Here is a 16,473-nt window from a genome sequence, read left to right on the forward strand (position 1 = left end):
CACCAGCTGCACGCCGAGGTGGACACCTATAGATCATAGCTTATAAGCTACAGGCGTGGCGTTCATAACATCCCCGGCGCCGCAGCACTCCCCGATAGGAAGGAAGGGCGATGGAGCCCCATCCGACGTCTGCTAAGAAAACCTCCCGCATTAAACAGGTGGCACGTGCCGCGTTCGCAATCCTTGGCATAACGGCCGTCGCCCTGGCCTCAATAAACGCATCAGCGAGCGGCTCCGGCGACGACGCCCGCAACCGTCTCACCCTGATCGCACCGGCGGGCGCGGGAGGCGGCTGGGACGGAGCAGCACGCGAGGCTCAACAGGCGATGCGCGCGCAGGGCATCGTGAATAACGCGCAGGTAGTGAACATCCCCGGTGCCGGGGGAACCATCGGCCTGACGAAGTTCGCGGGCATGGAGGGTGAGAGCAGCACCCTGATGCTGATGGGCATCACCATGCTGGGTGCGATCAACATCAATGGCTCGGACACCACCTTGGAGGATGTCACCCCCATCGCCAGGATCACGGAGGACTACGACGTCCTGGTGGTTCCCGCCGATTCGCCCTTCAACTCAGTGGATGACCTGGTATCGGCCTGGAAGCAGGATCCCGGCTCCTTCGCTTTCGGCGGCGGTTCGCTCGGCAGCGTCGACCAGATGATCATCACCCAGCTCGCCCAGGCCGCCGGCATCGAACCCACTGCGGTTAACTACATCGCCTACTCCGGCGGCGGCGAACTGGCCACCTCGCTCATGTCCGGAACCATCAAAGCCTCAGTGAGTGGCTACGTGGACTTCGCGGACCAGATCGAAGCCGGGCGCCTCAAGGCCCTCGCCGTCTCGGCACCCGAACCGGTGGAGTCGATCGATGTGCCCACCCTGAAAGAGCTCGGCTACGACATCGACCTGACGAACTGGCGCGGAATTGTGGCCGCCCCCGGTATCACGCCCGAGCAGAAGCAAGAGCTGCAGGGCATCGTCACCGAAGTGGTGCAGACCCCTGAATGGAAAGACGCCATAGAGCGCAACCAATGGGCCGACAGGTTCCTCGCCGGAGAGGAATTCGAACGGTTCATCGCCGACGAGAGCGAGGCCGTGAACAAGATATGGAACGAACTCGGCTACTGACCTCCCCCATCAAACACATCCCTGGAGAAGACATGACAATCCTGGTTGGATACACAAAAACCGCCGAGGGCACCGCCGCCCTCCGGCACGGCCTGCAGGCGGCCGAAGTCACCGGGAAGCCCCTGGCTATCTTCCCGCTCGGGGAGATCCCGGAAAGTGGCACCGCCGCGGCCGTTGACACCGCCCTGCACGACGCCGTCGAAGCCGGCGCCACACTCCTGCCCCGGAACCCGCAGGGACGCCATGCGGCCGAAGAATTGCTGGACACTGCCATGGAAACCGGCGCCGCCCTCCTGGTAGTAGGCGTTCGCAACCGCTCGCGCGTCAGCAAAGTCATCCTTGGCTCGGACGCCCAGAGCATCATCCTTGGCTCAACCGTTCCCGTCCTGACCGTGAAGGCGGACTCCGATGATCACTGAAGCAGGCAACAACGCCGAAACAGTAGCGGAAATCCTCCCGGCTGACCAGCGCGCGGGTAGCAGCCACGGATTCTGGGCTGGCCGCAGCGGCCTGGTGGTGGCAGGCATCCTGGCTGCGATCGGAACCTACCTCACTGCAGGGATCCTGACCATGGACGTGCCGGAAGGCGCCAAAGCTCCAGGTCCCACCTTCTTCCCCACCCTGATCGTCATCTCCATTTTCATTCTCGCCGCACTGCTGGCGGTGCAGACCCTGCGGAAGCCCGAGCATGTTGCGGAAGCCGCCGCCGGGCACCGCTTCCATAGTGACTGGAAGTCACTTGGGCTCGTCTTTGCCTCATTCCTGGCGTTTGCACTTCTGCTCATCCCGGTGGGCTGGCTCCTCTCCGCGGCCGTGCTGTTCTGGGGCGTCTCCCGGGCACTCGGAAGCAAACGGCCGCTTTTCGACCTCGGCCTGTCCCTGGTCTTCTCCTCCTGCATCCAGCTCGCATTCGGCGCCGGCCTGGGCCTCAACCTGCCCGGCGGCGTCCTGGAAGGAATTTACGGCTGATGGAATCCCTAACCCTGCTCCTGGAAGGCTTCTCACAGGCCTTCACGCCCATGAACCTGCTCTGGGTCTTCGTCGGCGCATTCCTCGGCACCGCCGTCGGCGTCATCCCCGGCCTCGGCTCCTCCATGGCAGTGGCGCTCCTGCTGCCGGTGACCTTCAGCCTTGACCCGGTCGGCGCCTTCATCATGTTCGCAGGAGTCTACTTCGGCGGGCTCTTCGGCGACTCCACCATGGGTATCCTCATGAACACCCCAGGCGGCTCCACTGCGATCGCCACCACCTTTGAGGGCCACCGGATGGCCAAACTCGGGCGGGCGCCGCAGGCACTGGCTACCTCCGCCATCGGAGCCTTCATCGGCGGCCTCATCGCCACCACCCTGGTGGTGTTCTTTGCCCCCAAACTTGCCGACATCGCCGTGATGTTCGGCCCGGCCGAATATTTTGCGCTGGCCGTCTTCGCGTTCATCGCCACCGCCTCGGTCGTATCGGACTCAGTGATCAAGGGCCTTTCCGCCCTCGCCATCGGACTGGCGCTGGCGATCGTGGGCATCGATGGCATCTCCGGAGCGTCCCGCTTCACCGCGGACGTGCCCCAACTCTTTGACGGGATCAGCATCATCGTCATCACCGTGGGCATCCTGGCCCTGGGCGAGGTCTTCCACGTTGCTTCCCGCATCCACCGCGACCCGAAGCTCTCGGCCATCGCGGTCTCCGGCCGCCCCTACCTTTCAAAACGGGAATTCAAGGAGGCACTGCCGGCGTGGCTCCGGGGTACTGCCTTCGGCGTCCCCTTTGGTGTAATTCCCGTAGGCGGTGCTGAAGTACCGACCTTCATGGCCTACGGAACGGAGCGCCAGCTGGACCGCAAGCGCCGCGATCCGCAGTTCGGCAAGGGCGCAATCCGCGGCGTCGCCGCACCGGAAGCCGCCGGAAACGCCACCTCGGGCACCGCGATGGGCGCCCTCCTCGCCCTCGGCCTGCCGACCTCAGCCACCGCCGCGATCATGCTCGCAGCATTCCAGCAGTACGGGCTGCAGCCGGGACCGCTTCTGTTCGAACGCAACGCCGACCTGGTGTGGGCCCTGCTCGCCAGCCTCTTCATCGGCCTGGTAGTCCTGCTGATCCTCAACCTGCCCTTCGCACCGCTCTGGGCCAAACTGCTGCTCATCCCCAAGCACTACCTCTACGCCGGCATCACCGTCTTTTGCGGCCTCGGCGTCTACGCCACCAGCGCCGCAGTCGCCGACCTCTACATCGTGCTGGCCATCGGATTCCTCGGCTTCATCCTGCGCCGGTACGGCTTCCCCCTTGCCCCCATCATGATCGGCGTCGTCCTCGGCCCCCTGGCCGAGACCAGCCTCCGCAACGCCATGATGTCCAGCGGCGGCCAAGTCTCCGTCCTGGTCGACAGCCCAGTCACCTGGACGCTCTACGGCATCCTCGCCGTCGTGCTCGCCTATACCCTCTGGCGGCGAATCACTACCCGCACCCGTCAGGACGTCTAGCAACAACCGACCCTCAGCCACAGCCTGGGGTGGAGCGCCCAACGGCGCCTCCACCCCCAGCTGTGCAAGGTGCAGGCACGGCGCATGCTAGGAGTAAGGTAGCCCATAGCCTATAAGCCGAAGAAGGCGTAAGGAGCACCCGTGCCAATCCCTCCCATAGCACTGACCAAAAGTGCCTACGCCTACGACGAACTCCGCCGCCGAATACTGACCGGGCAAATCCAACCCGGGGCCGTCTTCAGCCAGACCATGCTCGCTCAGGAACTCGGAGTCAGCACCACACCTTTGCGCGAAGCCCTCCGCAGGCTCGCCGCCGAAGGCATGGTGCAACTGGACTCGCACAGGGACGCAAGAGTCACTCCGCTCAGCTCCGATGAGGCACACAACCTCTACGTCATCAGGGAAAACCTCGACCCCCTGGCCGCGGCATTGGCTGCCACAAGCCGAACCCCTGAGGACATTTCGGATATCGAAGCGGCACTAAAGCAGCTCACCCCGCTGAACGATTCCAGTGATCTGGAGGCGATGACAGCGCACCGGAACTTCCACCGTGCCATCTACACGGCATCCCACAACCCCCTCCTCATCGGCATCCTCGAAGGCCTCTGGGACAAAGCAGACCAATACCGACAAATCGGACTGCAAAACCAGCAGGACTCGGCAAAAGACCAGGCACGCGTCCAGCAAGAACACGTGCAGATCGCCGAAGCCGTTATCGCCGGCCAAACCGACCGTGCCCGCGAAGCCATGCATCGCCACGTCCTCGGCAGTCTCGGCCGGCGGGCAATTGACGTCCTCGGAGGACGTCAAAAGGGGCGTTGACCAAACCAACGCCGCATCGACTGTGGGTGGACGGGAACGGCAAGCACCGATCCCGCGCCTATGGCTGGTAGTCGTTCGACTAGCGGCAGTCGGATTTGAAGTGCCCCCCAACCTGACAACTTCCGCAGCTAGTCTCGAGTTATTTCTCCAGGCTTAGCCCTGGCAAACCTTGCCGATATGGAGCGGTGCTCGATGTACTTCTCTTTCCCGCCCTTTAGCCCCGAGGCCGCCTCCCTGGCCCCTCTTGCCTCTGGTCGAGGCGTCGGCTTATGGTGGCAGGAGTTTCACCACTTTCACCAGTTTCACCTAGTTTCACCCGAGGAGGGTGTAGTGCAGAACCCCTTCAAGCCGACGGCCGGAGCCACGCCTCCTGAATTGGTCGGACGGGCCGGGCTGCTGGACGAATTCGAATACGGCCTCCAGCAGGGTTCCGGAGCGCCCGGGCTCCTGACCATCATCACCGGCTCCCGGGGCATCGGCAAGACGGTCATGTTGAGCGAAGCCGAAGGCATTGCTCGGAATCACGGGTGGGCGGTGATCTCCCGGACAGCTACGCCAGGCTTCCTCGCCGGCGTCGGCGATGACATGCTCCGCCTCCTCGACGAACTCGGGGACGGGCCTCCATCCCGGAAAATCACTGCTTTCTCAGCGGCAGGGTTCGGACTGACAACCCAACTCCCTCCGGAACGGGCCACCGACTGGCGCAGGACCGGGAACGAACTGCTGCGCCTGCTGGACGCCCAAGGCACAGGACTGATCATCACCATCGACGAGATCCACGCCGTCGACAGGACGGAAATCGCCCAACTAGCCGCCGACGTCCAGCACTTCATCCGGGACGGGCTGCCCATCGGCCTGATTTTCGCCGGCCTGCCATCAGCGGTGTCCGACCTCCTCAATGAAGGCGTTGCCACCTTCCTGCGGCGGGCCGACAGGATCAATCTTCACGAAGCAGCCATCGCCGAAGTCACCGCATCGTACAGCGAGCTCTTCGGCCAGGGAGGCATCAGCTTCGCCCCCGACCTCATCAACCAGGCAGCCGAAGCCACGGAAGGCTATCCCTTCCTGATCCAACTGGTCGGCTACTATCTCTGGTTGGAGGCCGACAAGGCAGCATGGAAACTCAACCAGAGCAACGTTGAGCGTGGAATCGCTGCCGCCCAAAGACGGAACACCCTAGTGGTCGTCGAGTCGGCACTGTCGGACATCTCGGACAAAGACCGTGAGTTCCTCGACGCGATGGCCGCACAGGACGGCCCCTCTGCCGCCGGCCAGATCGGTGCCATCCTCAAAGCCAAGCCCAACGTCGTATCCAAATACCGCAACAGGCTCATCGCCGCAGGCCTGATCGAGTCCGCCGGCTACGGCAAAGTCGACTTCGCAATCCCCGGACTCCGCCAATACCTCCGCCAGTAGATTGACAGAATCACGGTTATCGGCTTTTGAAAATGGGTGGGGGATAGGCCTAGAAAAGCTTGTTTGAGCCAGCGTTCAGGCGGCTTTCGCCCCGAAAGACGCGCCGCTGAGGTGCCGTCCACCAGGTCGCGCGTTGGCGGTCCCGTCTGGAGGCCTCGGGCTACATCCGCCGACAGCCCAACACTTCTGACCGCAGAAGCCAGATTGTCTCCATCACCGACATCGGCGCCCGGGTAATCAACGAGGCCGTGAAGTGGATTGCACGATATTGACACGCGTGGCAGTGGACGGGGACAAGCTACGCAAGGAACTGCAAACCATCGTGCTCCTACTCGCCTCTCAAGCCAGGGAATCAAGTCGGGGCGACGTGTAATTAATTCGCCGTCCTGCAGCGAGTGGTGGCACTTTAGTGATGCACACGGCGCAGACATGACCACGGTGGCTTACGCACCCAGCTGCCTGTAGCGCCTAAGGGTTAGTAGGAGTGGATGCCATTGGGGGAATGACCGCATATAGCCACTTACGGTGTTTGAAGGACAGGGCTGCGGGAAATCAAGGCTTCCCTGCCTGATTGGTTTTAATGGACCTCTCCGCGCCAAGCGCCGGTTTCGGTACCCCTGGCCTCAATGAACTCCTTGAAGCGGCGCAAGTCCGCCCTGACCTGCATGTTGTCGAACCCGAGCGCGGCCCCGGCCTTGTCCATGAAGCTTTCCGGTGCCCATTCAAAGCGAACCCAGACTCGCGTCGCTCCGGTTTGTAGCGGTGTGAAAGTAACGACACCGGCGTGCGCCTGTCCGTCGGTGCTGCGCCAGGCAATCCGCTCATCGGGACGCTGTTCGATGATTTCAGTATCGAATTCCCGTCTGGCTCCGCCGATGTTCACCACCCAGTGGTTCGTCCGGTCAGTGAGTTGGACTACGGAGTCCACCCCGGACATGAAATTGGGAAAGGATTCGAACTGTGTCCACTGGTCATAGGCTGCTCGCACTGGGACCTCGACATCAATGGTTTCTTCGACTGTTTGCATGTTCTCTCCTCCCGAAGACAACATCATCAACCCCACGGCCCAAGCCAGGCGCGCACGCGTTCGGTATATCGCTCTGCCGCCGTTAGCGGGGTTTAGCGGGGGCGGATGTTGTCCGCCTGGGGACCCTTCTGGCCTTGGACGACGTCGTACTGGACTTTCTGGTTCTCCTCCAGGGAGCGGTAGCCGCTGGAAGCGATCGCGGAGTAATGGGCAAACACATCCCCGGACCCGTCGTCAGGGGCGATAAAGCCGAAGCCCTTTTCCGCGTTAAACCACTTCACCGTTCCTGTTGCCATTCGTCCCACCCATACGACTGCTTCTTACCGCAAGCGCCTTCGCACGAGCGGGCGGACATCCATATCCGCTGGTCTCCAAGGTAGAGCCGCCTCCCTGCCGGCACAAGAGACACAGCAACGATTGTCACCAGCGAAACGTGATGCTGTGGCAGTGCGATCTGCAGTTCCTTTTCGACCTTTTCCAGGCGTCTGCGTTCTTCATCTGACAGCACCATGGAAAGCTTCATGCGCATGACTGGAAGGAACCTGTGGCTGCCGGCGAATAGATGTGGTTGCGTGGCTGGTCTCCCCGCGTGCGTATGGTGGACTTTAACGTCTTTCCCCGATGAGGCTACGGAACGGTTTTGATAGGGCCTGTTTCTGCTGCGCTGCCCGGCGTAGGCTATGGGCATTCACGATTCCAGACGCCCATCCCAAGCGACATTGTCAGTGACCGGCATGCCAGCGAGTCTATCCACCGGTCATTGCCGCAGCAGCCTCAACTGATGGTTGCCGGTGGTCGAGGCCGGGGGTTGTTCGTGCTGCCCTACGGGGTTCTTCGCTCTTATGGCGGGCTTCCTGCTGATGCTGCGCAAGCTTCAGTTCGCCATTTTCTGCGGCTGTGACCGATAGTGCTGGTGAGGCTTGCGGGGTGCCGGCAGCAGAAGCAAGGATTGGTTATGCGAGACCAGCGGCACGCGGCAAGGAATCTCCTGGAGGGGAAGAACGTCGCTCTCATCGATTTGTGGATCGTGTACTGGAATTGTGGTGCGCTGGCATCCCTTTGAATTTGATGCTGTCATTCACGAACTGATGCCGCTCACCTGGTTCGATACGGAAGCACTCGCTCTCGCAGTTGATGAACTGACGCTGGAGACCATCGGCTGAACAGTGCCGGAGACTACTGAACAGGCAACGTCATGCAGCTTTTGATGGAACGGCGCTAGGCGTCGAAATGCGTCTTGATTCTGGTGTCCTGGGACAGTGACGTGACCACTGACGCTGCGACATCCCGAAGCTTAACGTTCCGGGAGTTGGAGGCTATTCTCAGGATCTTCATGGCGGATTCCTGGCTGCACCGGTTTTGCGCCATGATGGCGCCGGCTGCCAGATCGATGACGGTGCGTGACTCCAGCGCTGCAGTGAGATTGTTCTTTGCCTCGGACAGTTGGCTGATCCGCACTGCGAGCCGGAGAGCCTTGGACGCGTGATACGCGTAGGACTCGACCCTTTCGATGTCTTTAGAGCTGAATCCATGAGAGCGGGTGGAGTACATATTCAAGCCCGCTTCGGCTTCCCCTTCAAGGATCAACGGTACGGACAGACTGGAACCGACTCCCTCCACCAGTGCCGACGCGGTGTAGTCGGGCCAGCGGTGTTCGCGGCTTACGTCCGGAAGATGTATGACAGTCTGCTCACGGATGGCGGCCAGACAGGGTCCGTCGCCGGCGCGGTATTGGCTCTCATCGAGCCGAACCGCGCCCTTTTCGCTGCTCGCTACCGTCACTGGCTTCTTTCGTTGCATCAAGGTGATGCTGCAGAAGGCAACAGCAGGGTCAGAAAGTGTCAGGGCCGTAAAGACCGCCAGTTCATCCAGCATCTCCTTCACGTCCTGGGTCTTCAGAACCAGGTCCTGCAGGTGATCAACGACAAGCTCAGACGGCAATCGACGTGATTCGTGGGCCATGACGGCCTCATTCCTCTTTATGCCCAAACAACACCCCCTTTGCAAGGAGGGCGACCCAAGGACAGTGAAACCGCATACGCGGCCTGCCCTTAGTATGCTCCCCAAACCGCGCCTGGTGCGGCTGAAGCTAGAACATAACCCCCGAAAGTTATGGCGGCAGCGTTCCCCGATTAGCTGGCGCCGGTTTCGCAGCTCTCGATGCCATTGTTTCGGCCGGGTAGCCGACACAACGTGCCGTGGAGGGCAGAGCGCCTGTGCTTTCTGGTTCCGGGGCGGCTCCGGCGTTCACCGGTGATCGGAATCGGAACGCGGCAAGGTGATCATGTGCATTAGTAAAGCCCGTTGGGGCTGTCCTGGATGGTGGGCGACATGCCACTTCAGCGCACGGCGCGCGTCCGCTTCCTCGGGCGTGGTGTCGCTGAGGATTTCGTCAATGATTTCCAGGGCCTTCAGCTGCAGTTCCAACTGCAACCACGGCTCCGGGGCATCTTCCTGCAAACCAGGCAACCGCTCCGGTTCAATGCTCATGGTCCTCGCCGCCTTTGATCCTTGTAAGAGGCTTCCCCAATGAGACGGAATGGCCGTATCCAAGCCTGCCGACAGGAATATGATAAGTATACTTATGAAATGGCGTGACCCAAAGATTTTCGGCCGGTCGCATCACGGCGGCGCCGGTGACCAAGGCGAAATAAGGGCTACAGAAGATTCGTTGCACACGGGCGACAAACAGGAAGCGAGAAAAGCACCATGTCCACCGCTGATTACGACGAACTGCGAACCGACGTTAAGGAAACACAGGAAAAGTCCCTTGAGGCATTAAAGTCCGCTAGCGCCCCGGATGCCCGCAGCGTCGTCAGTGAACTGGACGCACCCGATGATGCTGACGCCATCGGCGTTCCGGGCGGCGAAATCGTCGCTGAAGAACTCATCATTCAGGTCATCCCTCAAGCCGCGGACGAGTTCACGTGCCACTCCTGCTTCCTGGTCCGGCACCGTTCCCAAATGGCTCGGGACCACGACGGCCACCAGTATTGCCAGGAATGCGAAGCCTGACCCTGCTAGGGCCGGCCTTCCACTTTGTCCACGAACAGTGGACTAGGCGCCTACCTGCGAGTCGGCCTCCCCCTACTCACAGGTGATGTGGTGAGGCCCATGCGTGCCACTAAAGCTTCGCTGTAACCGAGCCCGCAGATATCGGTCAGGAAGCCCGGGGCGTGCCGGCGATGAGGGAGCGCATCTGGGCCGCGGCATCGCTCCCCGGGGAGGGTGTGTAGACGACGAGGTGCAGGTCGGGCCGGTCGGAGGGCGAGAGTTGGTGGTGTTCCAGTTGCAGGACTCCGACGGCTGGGTGGTGGAAGAGCCGCTCGCGTGATTCGAAGCCCAGGATGTCGTACCGGTCCCACCCTGCCCGGAATTCCGGGCTTGTTTCCTTGAGCCGCTCCACTTGGTAGGCCACGTCCGGGTCGCCGAGCCGCTGCCCGGTTTCGGCGCGGAACTCGGCAAGGAAGCGCTTGCTCGTGACCTCCCAGTCGGGCAGCAGGTCCCGGACGTAGGGGTCGGTGAACACCAGCCACAGGAGGTTGCGGTCGGGAGCGGAGACCGTGGCGATGTTGGGGTAGAGGGCTGCGTAGGCGTTGTTCCAGCCCGCGACACCCCAGTCCGGCAACAGGGCGAACGAAGGGTTGGGGTCCAGGGCATCGAGAAGGCGCTGGATGTGGGCCGGTGCCGTGGCGGTTGCGGCGGTGCCCGGCCCGGCCGATGCGTAGCCGCCAAGGGAGAGGACGTAGTCCAGGCCCGTGTCCGACAGGTGCAGGGCACGGCTGATGGCTTCCAGTACCTGGCGGGACGGGCTGATGTCCCTGCCCTGTTCAAGCCAGGTGTACCAGGTGACGCTCACGCCGGACAGGAACGCGACCTCCTCGCGGCGCAGGCCCCGTTCGCGTTTGCGGGCTATGGGCGGCAGGCCGTAGTCGGCGCGGACGGCCTGGTCCCTGCGGGCTCGAAGGAAAAGACCCAGTTCTTTGCGGCGTCCGGAATCTTGCACTCTTGGATACTATTACTCTAGTACTCCTACTACTAGTAGCAGCGCCGTCTTCCACGCCGCGACAGGCCCGGGCAGGATGGTCTTCATGCCTGCACTTCGCTCTAAAACAGTTACCCATGGCCGGAACATGGCCGGCGCCCGCGCACTGCTGCGCGCATCCGGCGTCGCCAACTCGGACATCGGCAAGCCGATCATCGCGGTGGCCAACTCCTTCACCGAATTTGTCCCGGGGCACACCCACCTCGCCCCTGTGGGCCGGATCGTCTCCGACGCGATCCTCGCCGCCGGTGCCGTGCCGCGCGAGTTCAACACCATAGCGGTGGACGACGGCATCGCGATGGGCCACTCCGGCATGCTGTACTCGCTGCCTTCGCGCGACCTGATCGCCGACTCCGTGGAGTACATGGTCAATGCGCACTGCGCCGACGCGCTGGTCTGCATCTCCAACTGCGACAAGATCACCCCCGGCATGCTGATGGCCGCGCTGCGCCTGAACATCCCCACCGTGTTCGTCTCCGGCGGCCCCATGGAGGCCGGTCGCGTGACCCTGACCGACGGGTCCGTGCGCTCCCTGGATCTGGTGAACGCGATTGCCGACGCCGTGGACGAGTCCATCTCCGATGCTGACATCAACCTCATTGAAGAGAACGCCTGTCCCACCTGCGGTTCCTGCTCGGGCATGTTCACCGCCAACTCCATGAACTGCCTCACCGAGGCCATCGGCCTGTCCCTGCCGGGCAACGGCTCCGTGCTGGCTACCCACACCGCGCGCAAGGCGCTGTACGAGAAAGCCGGTTCCACCGTCGTCGAGCTGGTGAAGCGCTATTACGACGGCGACGACGCCTCCGTGCTGCCGCGCTCCATCGCCACCGCCAAGGCCTTCGATAACGCGATGGCCCTGGACATCTCCATGGGCGGTTCCACCAACACCATCCTGCACCTGCTCGCCGCGGCCCAGGAGGCGGGCGTGGACTATGGACTGGCCGAGATGGACGCCAAGTCCCGCCAGGTTCCCTGCCTGGCCAAGGTGGCCCCGAACGTGGCCAAGGACAAGACCTACTACATGGAGGACGTGCATCGCGCCGGCGGGATCCCCGCCCTGCTGGGCGAGCTGAACCGCGGCGGGCTCCTGCACAAGGACGTCCATTCCGTGCACTCCGCGGACCTGGACGGCTGGCTGGATGACTGGGACATCCGCGGCGGCAAAGCCACCGAAGAAGCGAAGGCCCTGTGGCACGCAGCTCCCGGCGGCGTCCGCTCCTCCACCGCGTTCTCCCAGTCGAACGAGTGGACCTCCCTGGACACCGACGGAGCGGAAGGCTGCATCCGCTCCGTGGAACACGCCTACTCCAAGGACGGCGGACTGGCCGTGCTCCGCGGAAACGTGGCCGTCGACGGCGCCGTGGTGAAGACGGCCGGCGTGGACGAGTCCATCTGGATCTTCGAAGGCCCGGCCGTTGTGTGCGAGTCCCAGGACGAAGCCGTAGAAAAGATCCTGAACAAGACCGTCAAGGAAGGCGACGTAGTGGTCATCCGCTACGAAGGCCCACGCGGAGGTCCGGGCATGCAGGAAATGCTCTACCCGACCTCGTTCCTCAAGGGCCGCGGCCTGGGCAAGAAGTGCGCCCTCATCACGGACGGCCGCTTCTCCGGCGGCACCTCCGGCCTGTCGATCGGGCACATCTCCCCCGAGGCTGCCTCCGGCGGAACCATCGCCTTGGTGGAGAACGGTGACATCGTCAGCATCGACATCACGCAGCGCTCTCTCCAGCTGCAGGTCCCCGACGAGGTCCTCGCCGAACGCCGCGAAAAATTGGAAGCCAACGGCGGTTACAGGCCCAAAGACCGGGACCGCCAGGTTTCCGCGGCACTGCGCGCGTACGCCGCCATGGCCCTGTCCGCAGACAAGGGTGCCGTCCGAGACGTTTCCCTCCTGACGAACTAACCGCTGCCCACCCTACAGATCCCGGTAAGCCAGAAACCTTAGCGAGAGCCGACAATTCCCTTCTACGGGCAGCTGCCGTCTGGTCTCCTCCCGCAATTTCGGAAGTCGTCAGCTGAAAGTACAGCCAAAGTTGACGCTCGCTCCTGGCCTGGTGCCTGGAACAACTGAAATTGATCTACTTTTGGACGAGAGGTCCAGTCCCCCGCCCACAGCCGGGGACAATTCTCGAAGGTTATCCACCGCTACTGCTGCCAGGGAGCTACCTCAACGGCTCCCATTTCCAGCCGTGGATAACCTGAATTGATCCCAGCCGTGGACGGATCAGAGTCGTCACCAGTTCTGGCCGCATGATCGGCAAGCAAGGGCTTGCCCTGCCGAGGCAGGTTGACGGAATATCCTTTGTCGGCTTTTTGAAACAAAAGTTAGGGGAGAGCCTTCGGAGGGGCTCCTGGACTAGGCTCCGCCGGTGTCCGACTCGGCCCATTCGAGGGCTGCGACGACGACGTGTCCCTCGGTTGGGAAGTGCCTGTTGTTTGCGGTGCAGTCAATGAAGATGTGGGCCGGCCGCCAAAACTGGGACCCCCCACGACGGTCGCCCGCCCAGCCTTGGACCACCTTCACCTGGTACCGCATCGTTGGGTTACCAAGTGGTCCCAACCGCCGCCGGGGCGTTGCTCCGGGTTCCGATGCCGCAGATAAGCGGGCGGCCAAAGGGTTAGGAAGAAGCCTGCTAAGACCACCTGTCTCATTCTCTCCAGTTCAATTAGTCTTTTGCGATGGCTGACATGGAATTCAAGCGACGCCTGAACGAGGTGGATGAGCTGTACAGCGAGCTCTATGAATTGCGGCAGCGAGGTGCCGATGCCGGCAAGGAAGAGATTGTCTTAGCAGAGATGCGTCTGGATAACGCCTGGCGGGATCTGTATGCGTTCATGGAGCTACCGTTGTCGCCTGACGCAGGTATCGCCGACGGGTCCGAATAACGGCCCTTCGAAACTGCGGCGGTCTACGCCGGAACCGGCCATAGATACGTGACGGATCTTCAGCAAGACCAGGCGGTAGTCGTACACGGACAGCAGGCCAGGGACTGCGAGGGCGGGCCTTCCCTGTTCAGGCCTCGCCGTTGTCTGGCCAGGCGTCCTTGTTTTCTGTTTCCGGGAGGGCCTGGTTGGCAATCAGGTCCACGCGGTCTGCGGGGGTGATGCTGTCATCGCTTTGGATTGCGGCAACGTCGGCGGCATCCACTCCGCCAGAAGCGCTCCCGGTATCTGCTCCAGGCTTGTCGGCGGGTTGGTGTTCATTTCTGCGGCGGGCCTCATCGAGATGATGCTCCAGTTTCTGCTCCGCTTCGCGCCGGCGCTGGCCGACAGTTCGCATTTGCTGTGTGGTAGGTGCAGCGTCCTGGTGCTGTTGCGGCGCGGGGCCCCTCGGGTCGTGGTTGGGATTGTCGCTCATAGGAGCATCGTCCCACCTGGTAAACGTCCCAGGAAGACCACGCATGGGATTAGCGGAAGCAGTGCGGAGGGAGCAGTCAGGGGTGCCTAGTGCAACTCACTTGCAGGCGGACGAGGCGTCGCGACGACTTCTTCGATCCATTCCTCCTTGGCCTTGTCATCCAGCGGCGAAACGGCGCCGCTCGATACAGCGGCGCGACGTGCTTTGATTTTCTGGAAAACCAGTCCGCCAAGGACTGCCAAGACGGCGACGGCGAGCAGGGGTAGGAGCGCGGGTTTCGATTTTTTAGTCATCTCCGAATCCTACTTTGGCCTCAGTCTGCTCCAGGCGGGCTGCCGATGTGCGGGTGAATAGGCCAGCAGCCGATGCCGCCGGCCCGCGCCAGGATCAGCTGAACTCGGCTGTGGGGGCCCGCCGTTGCCCGCGTCGGTACGCCGTGGCGGCTACTGCTGGGCGGGGAGACGGGCTATGGTCTCGGTTATGAAGCCGATCATCCTTCTCGACGTTAACGGCGTGCTGAACCCGAAGCAGGAGCCTGGCGGCCATTCCGATGACCAAGGTCCTCATCTGTCGGACTTGAAGCTTGCCCTCGTGCTGCGGCTCGCCACCAAAGGGAGGATCGCCTGGGTATCGACATCACCTTCAGAAGTTCTGGACAGCATCGAAGCGCAGCTGGGGCTGGAGGCGAAGCCTCTTCGGGTGACGATAGAGCCGAAACCAGGCGACGAGGACCAGCAGACACCAAAGCTTGGCTCGGTCGTCAGATGGCTGAGCAGCATGGAGGCGGAAGGCAAGCCGGGCTGGGACGCGGTTGTCTGGATAGACGATGCGCTAGGGCATGACGTGCATGACTGGGCCCACCAGTACGTCCACCCCGTCCTGCTGGAGAAGCCGCACCCGGACGAGGGCCTGACCGAAGCCCACGTCGTGGCGGTGCAGGTTTTCCTCAACGGCCAGGGCCGGGATCCTTCCTCCTGACGGTGGACCGGATGCCGCCGCCAGGAACGCGCTCCTTGTGCTTGAGCCGCCAGGCCATAACGGGGACCATTAGAACGAAATGAGCTCTGCAAGCTCGCCCACCCGGCCTTCCGGGTAATTCCTACCGAAATCGGGCTGCCTGAGAATGACGGCTAGGTCGTGACCGTCGATGACCGGCAACCGCTGACCTGATGCTCTCCATCGTCCTGATGGCCTCTTCGATCAGTAACTAGATTGCGCCAAGAGTGCCGGTGCCCGGCCGCACCAGGCCCCTGTCGGTCACGATATAACGGTAGGGACGCCGACCCCCAGTGCCCAGAACACAATTGGACCTGCGGGTCCGGCCAGGAGCCGGGACACGGCGGAAGTCCATTGCCGCTGCCCCGAGGTAACCCTTTAGGGTCTTTGCCTATGAACGTAAAAGCCAGCAACGTCCCGGTTCGATCCGTCCAGCGTGTCGTCATCGTCCACGGGTACGAGTCGGCGCCGGATGCGAACTGGTTCCCCTGGCTTCAGGGTGAACTTCAGGCCGAAGGCATAGCCGTCACGGTTGTTCCCCTCCCTGACCCGAACGATCCCGAGCCGACAGGGTGGGAGAACGCTGTAAGCAGGGCGCTTGGAACACCGGATGCGGGAACCGTGGTGGTGGCTCATTCCCTTGGTGCGATCACGGCACTACGGGTCCTGGCAGCCCTCACGGAGCCTTGGCAGCTAGGTGGGCTTGTCCTGGTGGCCGGCTTCGTCGAGCCGCTGGATGCCTTGCCGGAACTGGATCAATACCTAGCAACAGGTGTGGATGTTGAACCTCTCGCAGGGAGCATCCGCAAGCGAACGGTGATCCGTTCTGAAACGGATCCTTTTGTTCCCGCCGCAGCCTCGGATGAGCTCGCGAGACGCCTCGACGCGCGGCTGCAGGTCCATCCAGAAGCTGGACACTTCATGGCCGAAGATGGGGTCACAAGCTTCCCGGCCCTGTTTGACCTGATCCGGTCCCCCTAATCGTTGGCTGGAAATGGGTAACCGAGGGCACACTCCCAGGCCGCTGGGATGGCCTTGACGGAAACTTCCGCACCGTCCACACCGGATCCAGCCTCAGGGCGTGTCTGCTCGAGGTGCTAGCCGGCTGCCGCCGCGATGCCCGCATGCCATGGAGGTCGACGAGATCGTTGAGGATGACGAAGCTTCGGTGCTGCACCCGACCCTTCCGTCCAAGCAGGTGCCCC

General features: G+C 62.5%; 18 protein-coding genes. 11 read left to right on the top strand and 7 right to left on the bottom strand.

The genetic code is table 11. From position 1 onward, the window contains the following. Positions 1-110 precede the first annotated feature (110 nt). From M1D32_RS16645 to M1D32_RS16670, 6 genes are all read left to right on the top strand, one after another. Complete coding sequence (locus M1D32_RS16645) at positions 111-1,127, top strand: tripartite tricarboxylate transporter substrate binding protein (RefSeq protein WP_458779721.1); 1,017 nt, start codon at positions 111-113, stop codon at positions 1,125-1,127. Positions 1,128-1,159: 32 nt separating this feature from the next. Further along, positions 1,160-1,546: a universal stress protein gene (locus M1D32_RS16650; RefSeq protein WP_458779722.1), complete on the top strand. Its 387-nt coding sequence runs from the start codon at positions 1,160-1,162 to the stop codon at positions 1,544-1,546. Continuing rightward, entirely contained in the window at positions 1,536-2,096 is a 561-nt protein-coding gene (locus tag M1D32_RS16655; protein ID WP_458779723.1) for a tripartite tricarboxylate transporter TctB family protein, read from the top strand. Before M1D32_RS16650 ends, M1D32_RS16655 begins: the two co-directional genes overlap by 11 nt. Then, on the top strand, positions 2,096-3,601 hold the full coding sequence (locus M1D32_RS16660) for a tripartite tricarboxylate transporter permease (protein WP_458779724.1): 1,506 nt from the start codon (positions 2,096-2,098) through the stop codon (positions 3,599-3,601). The genes M1D32_RS16655 and M1D32_RS16660 overlap by 1 nt, the downstream gene beginning before the upstream one ends. A 141-nt stretch (positions 3,602-3,742) precedes the next feature. Further along, the gene (locus tag M1D32_RS16665) at positions 3,743-4,423 is read left to right on the top strand and encodes a GntR family transcriptional regulator (RefSeq protein ID WP_458779725.1); all 681 of its coding nucleotides are present in this window, start codon (positions 3,743-3,745) and stop codon (positions 4,421-4,423) included. A 330-nt stretch (positions 4,424-4,753) separates the two neighbouring features. Continuing rightward, positions 4,754-5,839, top strand: coding sequence for an AAA family ATPase (locus M1D32_RS16670; RefSeq protein WP_458779726.1), 1,086 nt, complete (start codon positions 4,754-4,756; stop codon positions 5,837-5,839). A gap of 577 nt (positions 5,840-6,416) precedes the next feature. Here the strand turns inward: M1D32_RS16670 and M1D32_RS16675 are convergent. The 4 genes from M1D32_RS16675 to M1D32_RS16690 all read right to left on the bottom strand — a co-directional run bounded on the left by M1D32_RS16675 (position 6,417) and on the right by M1D32_RS16690 (position 9,356). Beyond that, positions 6,417-6,866 carry an SRPBCC family protein gene (locus tag M1D32_RS16675; protein WP_458779727.1) on the bottom strand — a complete coding sequence of 150 codons (450 nt, stop codon included), beginning with the start codon at positions 6,864-6,866 and terminating at the stop codon, positions 6,417-6,419. 92 nt (positions 6,867-6,958) lie between these two features. Beyond that, positions 6,959-7,162: a cold-shock protein gene (locus M1D32_RS16680; RefSeq protein WP_458779728.1), complete on the bottom strand. Its 204-nt coding sequence runs from the start codon at positions 7,160-7,162 to the stop codon at positions 6,959-6,961. Between the two features lie 922 nt (positions 7,163-8,084). Next, positions 8,085-8,828, bottom strand: coding sequence for a GAF and ANTAR domain-containing protein (locus tag M1D32_RS16685; RefSeq protein WP_458779729.1), 744 nt, complete (start codon positions 8,826-8,828; stop codon positions 8,085-8,087). A gap of 285 nt (positions 8,829-9,113) precedes the next feature. Continuing rightward, positions 9,114-9,356 (bottom strand): hypothetical protein, encoded by a 243-nt coding sequence (locus tag M1D32_RS16690; protein WP_458779730.1) that lies wholly within the window; start codon positions 9,354-9,356, stop codon positions 9,114-9,116. Positions 9,357-9,575: 219 nt separating this feature from the next. Here M1D32_RS16690 and M1D32_RS16695 point away from each other — a divergent pair, with 219 nt between their 5' ends. After that, complete coding sequence (locus tag M1D32_RS16695) at positions 9,576-9,881, top strand: DUF4193 family protein (protein WP_458779731.1); 306 nt, start codon at positions 9,576-9,578, stop codon at positions 9,879-9,881. A gap of 145 nt (positions 9,882-10,026) precedes the next feature. Here the strand turns inward: M1D32_RS16695 and M1D32_RS16700 are convergent, their stop codons facing one another. Beyond that, positions 10,027-10,872 (bottom strand): helix-turn-helix transcriptional regulator, encoded by an 846-nt coding sequence (locus M1D32_RS16700; RefSeq protein WP_458779732.1) that lies wholly within the window; start codon positions 10,870-10,872, stop codon positions 10,027-10,029. Between the two features lie 85 nt (positions 10,873-10,957). Between M1D32_RS16700 and ilvD the strand changes: the two genes are divergently transcribed. Further along, positions 10,958-12,817, top strand: a complete 1,860-nt coding sequence (ilvD, locus tag M1D32_RS16705) for a dihydroxy-acid dehydratase (RefSeq protein WP_458779733.1) — start codon at positions 10,958-10,960, stop codon at positions 12,815-12,817. Between the two features lie 776 nt (positions 12,818-13,593). Beyond that, a complete protein-coding gene (locus M1D32_RS16710; protein ID WP_458779734.1) occupies positions 13,594-13,800 on the top strand; it encodes a hypothetical protein in 207 nt (68 codons plus the stop codon). 127 nt (positions 13,801-13,927) lie between these two features. Here the strand turns inward: M1D32_RS16710 and M1D32_RS16715 are convergent, their stop codons facing one another. Then, positions 13,928-14,272 carry a hypothetical protein gene (locus tag M1D32_RS16715; RefSeq protein ID WP_458779735.1) on the bottom strand — a complete coding sequence of 115 codons (345 nt, stop codon included), beginning with the start codon at positions 14,270-14,272 and terminating at the stop codon, positions 13,928-13,930. Positions 14,273-14,358: 86 nt separating this feature from the next. Then, the gene (locus tag M1D32_RS16720; protein WP_458779736.1) at positions 14,359-14,565 is read right to left on the bottom strand and encodes a hypothetical protein; all 207 of its coding nucleotides are present in this window, start codon (positions 14,563-14,565) and stop codon (positions 14,359-14,361) included. Positions 14,566-14,752: 187 nt separating this feature from the next. On the opposite strand from M1D32_RS16720, the gene M1D32_RS16725 reads away from it, so the two are divergent. Continuing rightward, on the top strand, positions 14,753-15,250 hold the full coding sequence (locus M1D32_RS16725) for an HAD domain-containing protein (RefSeq protein WP_458779737.1): 498 nt from the start codon (positions 14,753-14,755) through the stop codon (positions 15,248-15,250). Positions 15,251-15,661: 411 nt separating this feature from the next. Further along, positions 15,662-16,249 (top strand): RBBP9/YdeN family alpha/beta hydrolase, encoded by a 588-nt coding sequence (locus M1D32_RS16730; protein WP_458779738.1) that lies wholly within the window; start codon positions 15,662-15,664, stop codon positions 16,247-16,249. The last annotated feature ends 224 nt before the right edge of the window (positions 16,250-16,473 follow it).

It is taken from the genome of Arthrobacter sp. D3-16, assembly GCF_054408515.1.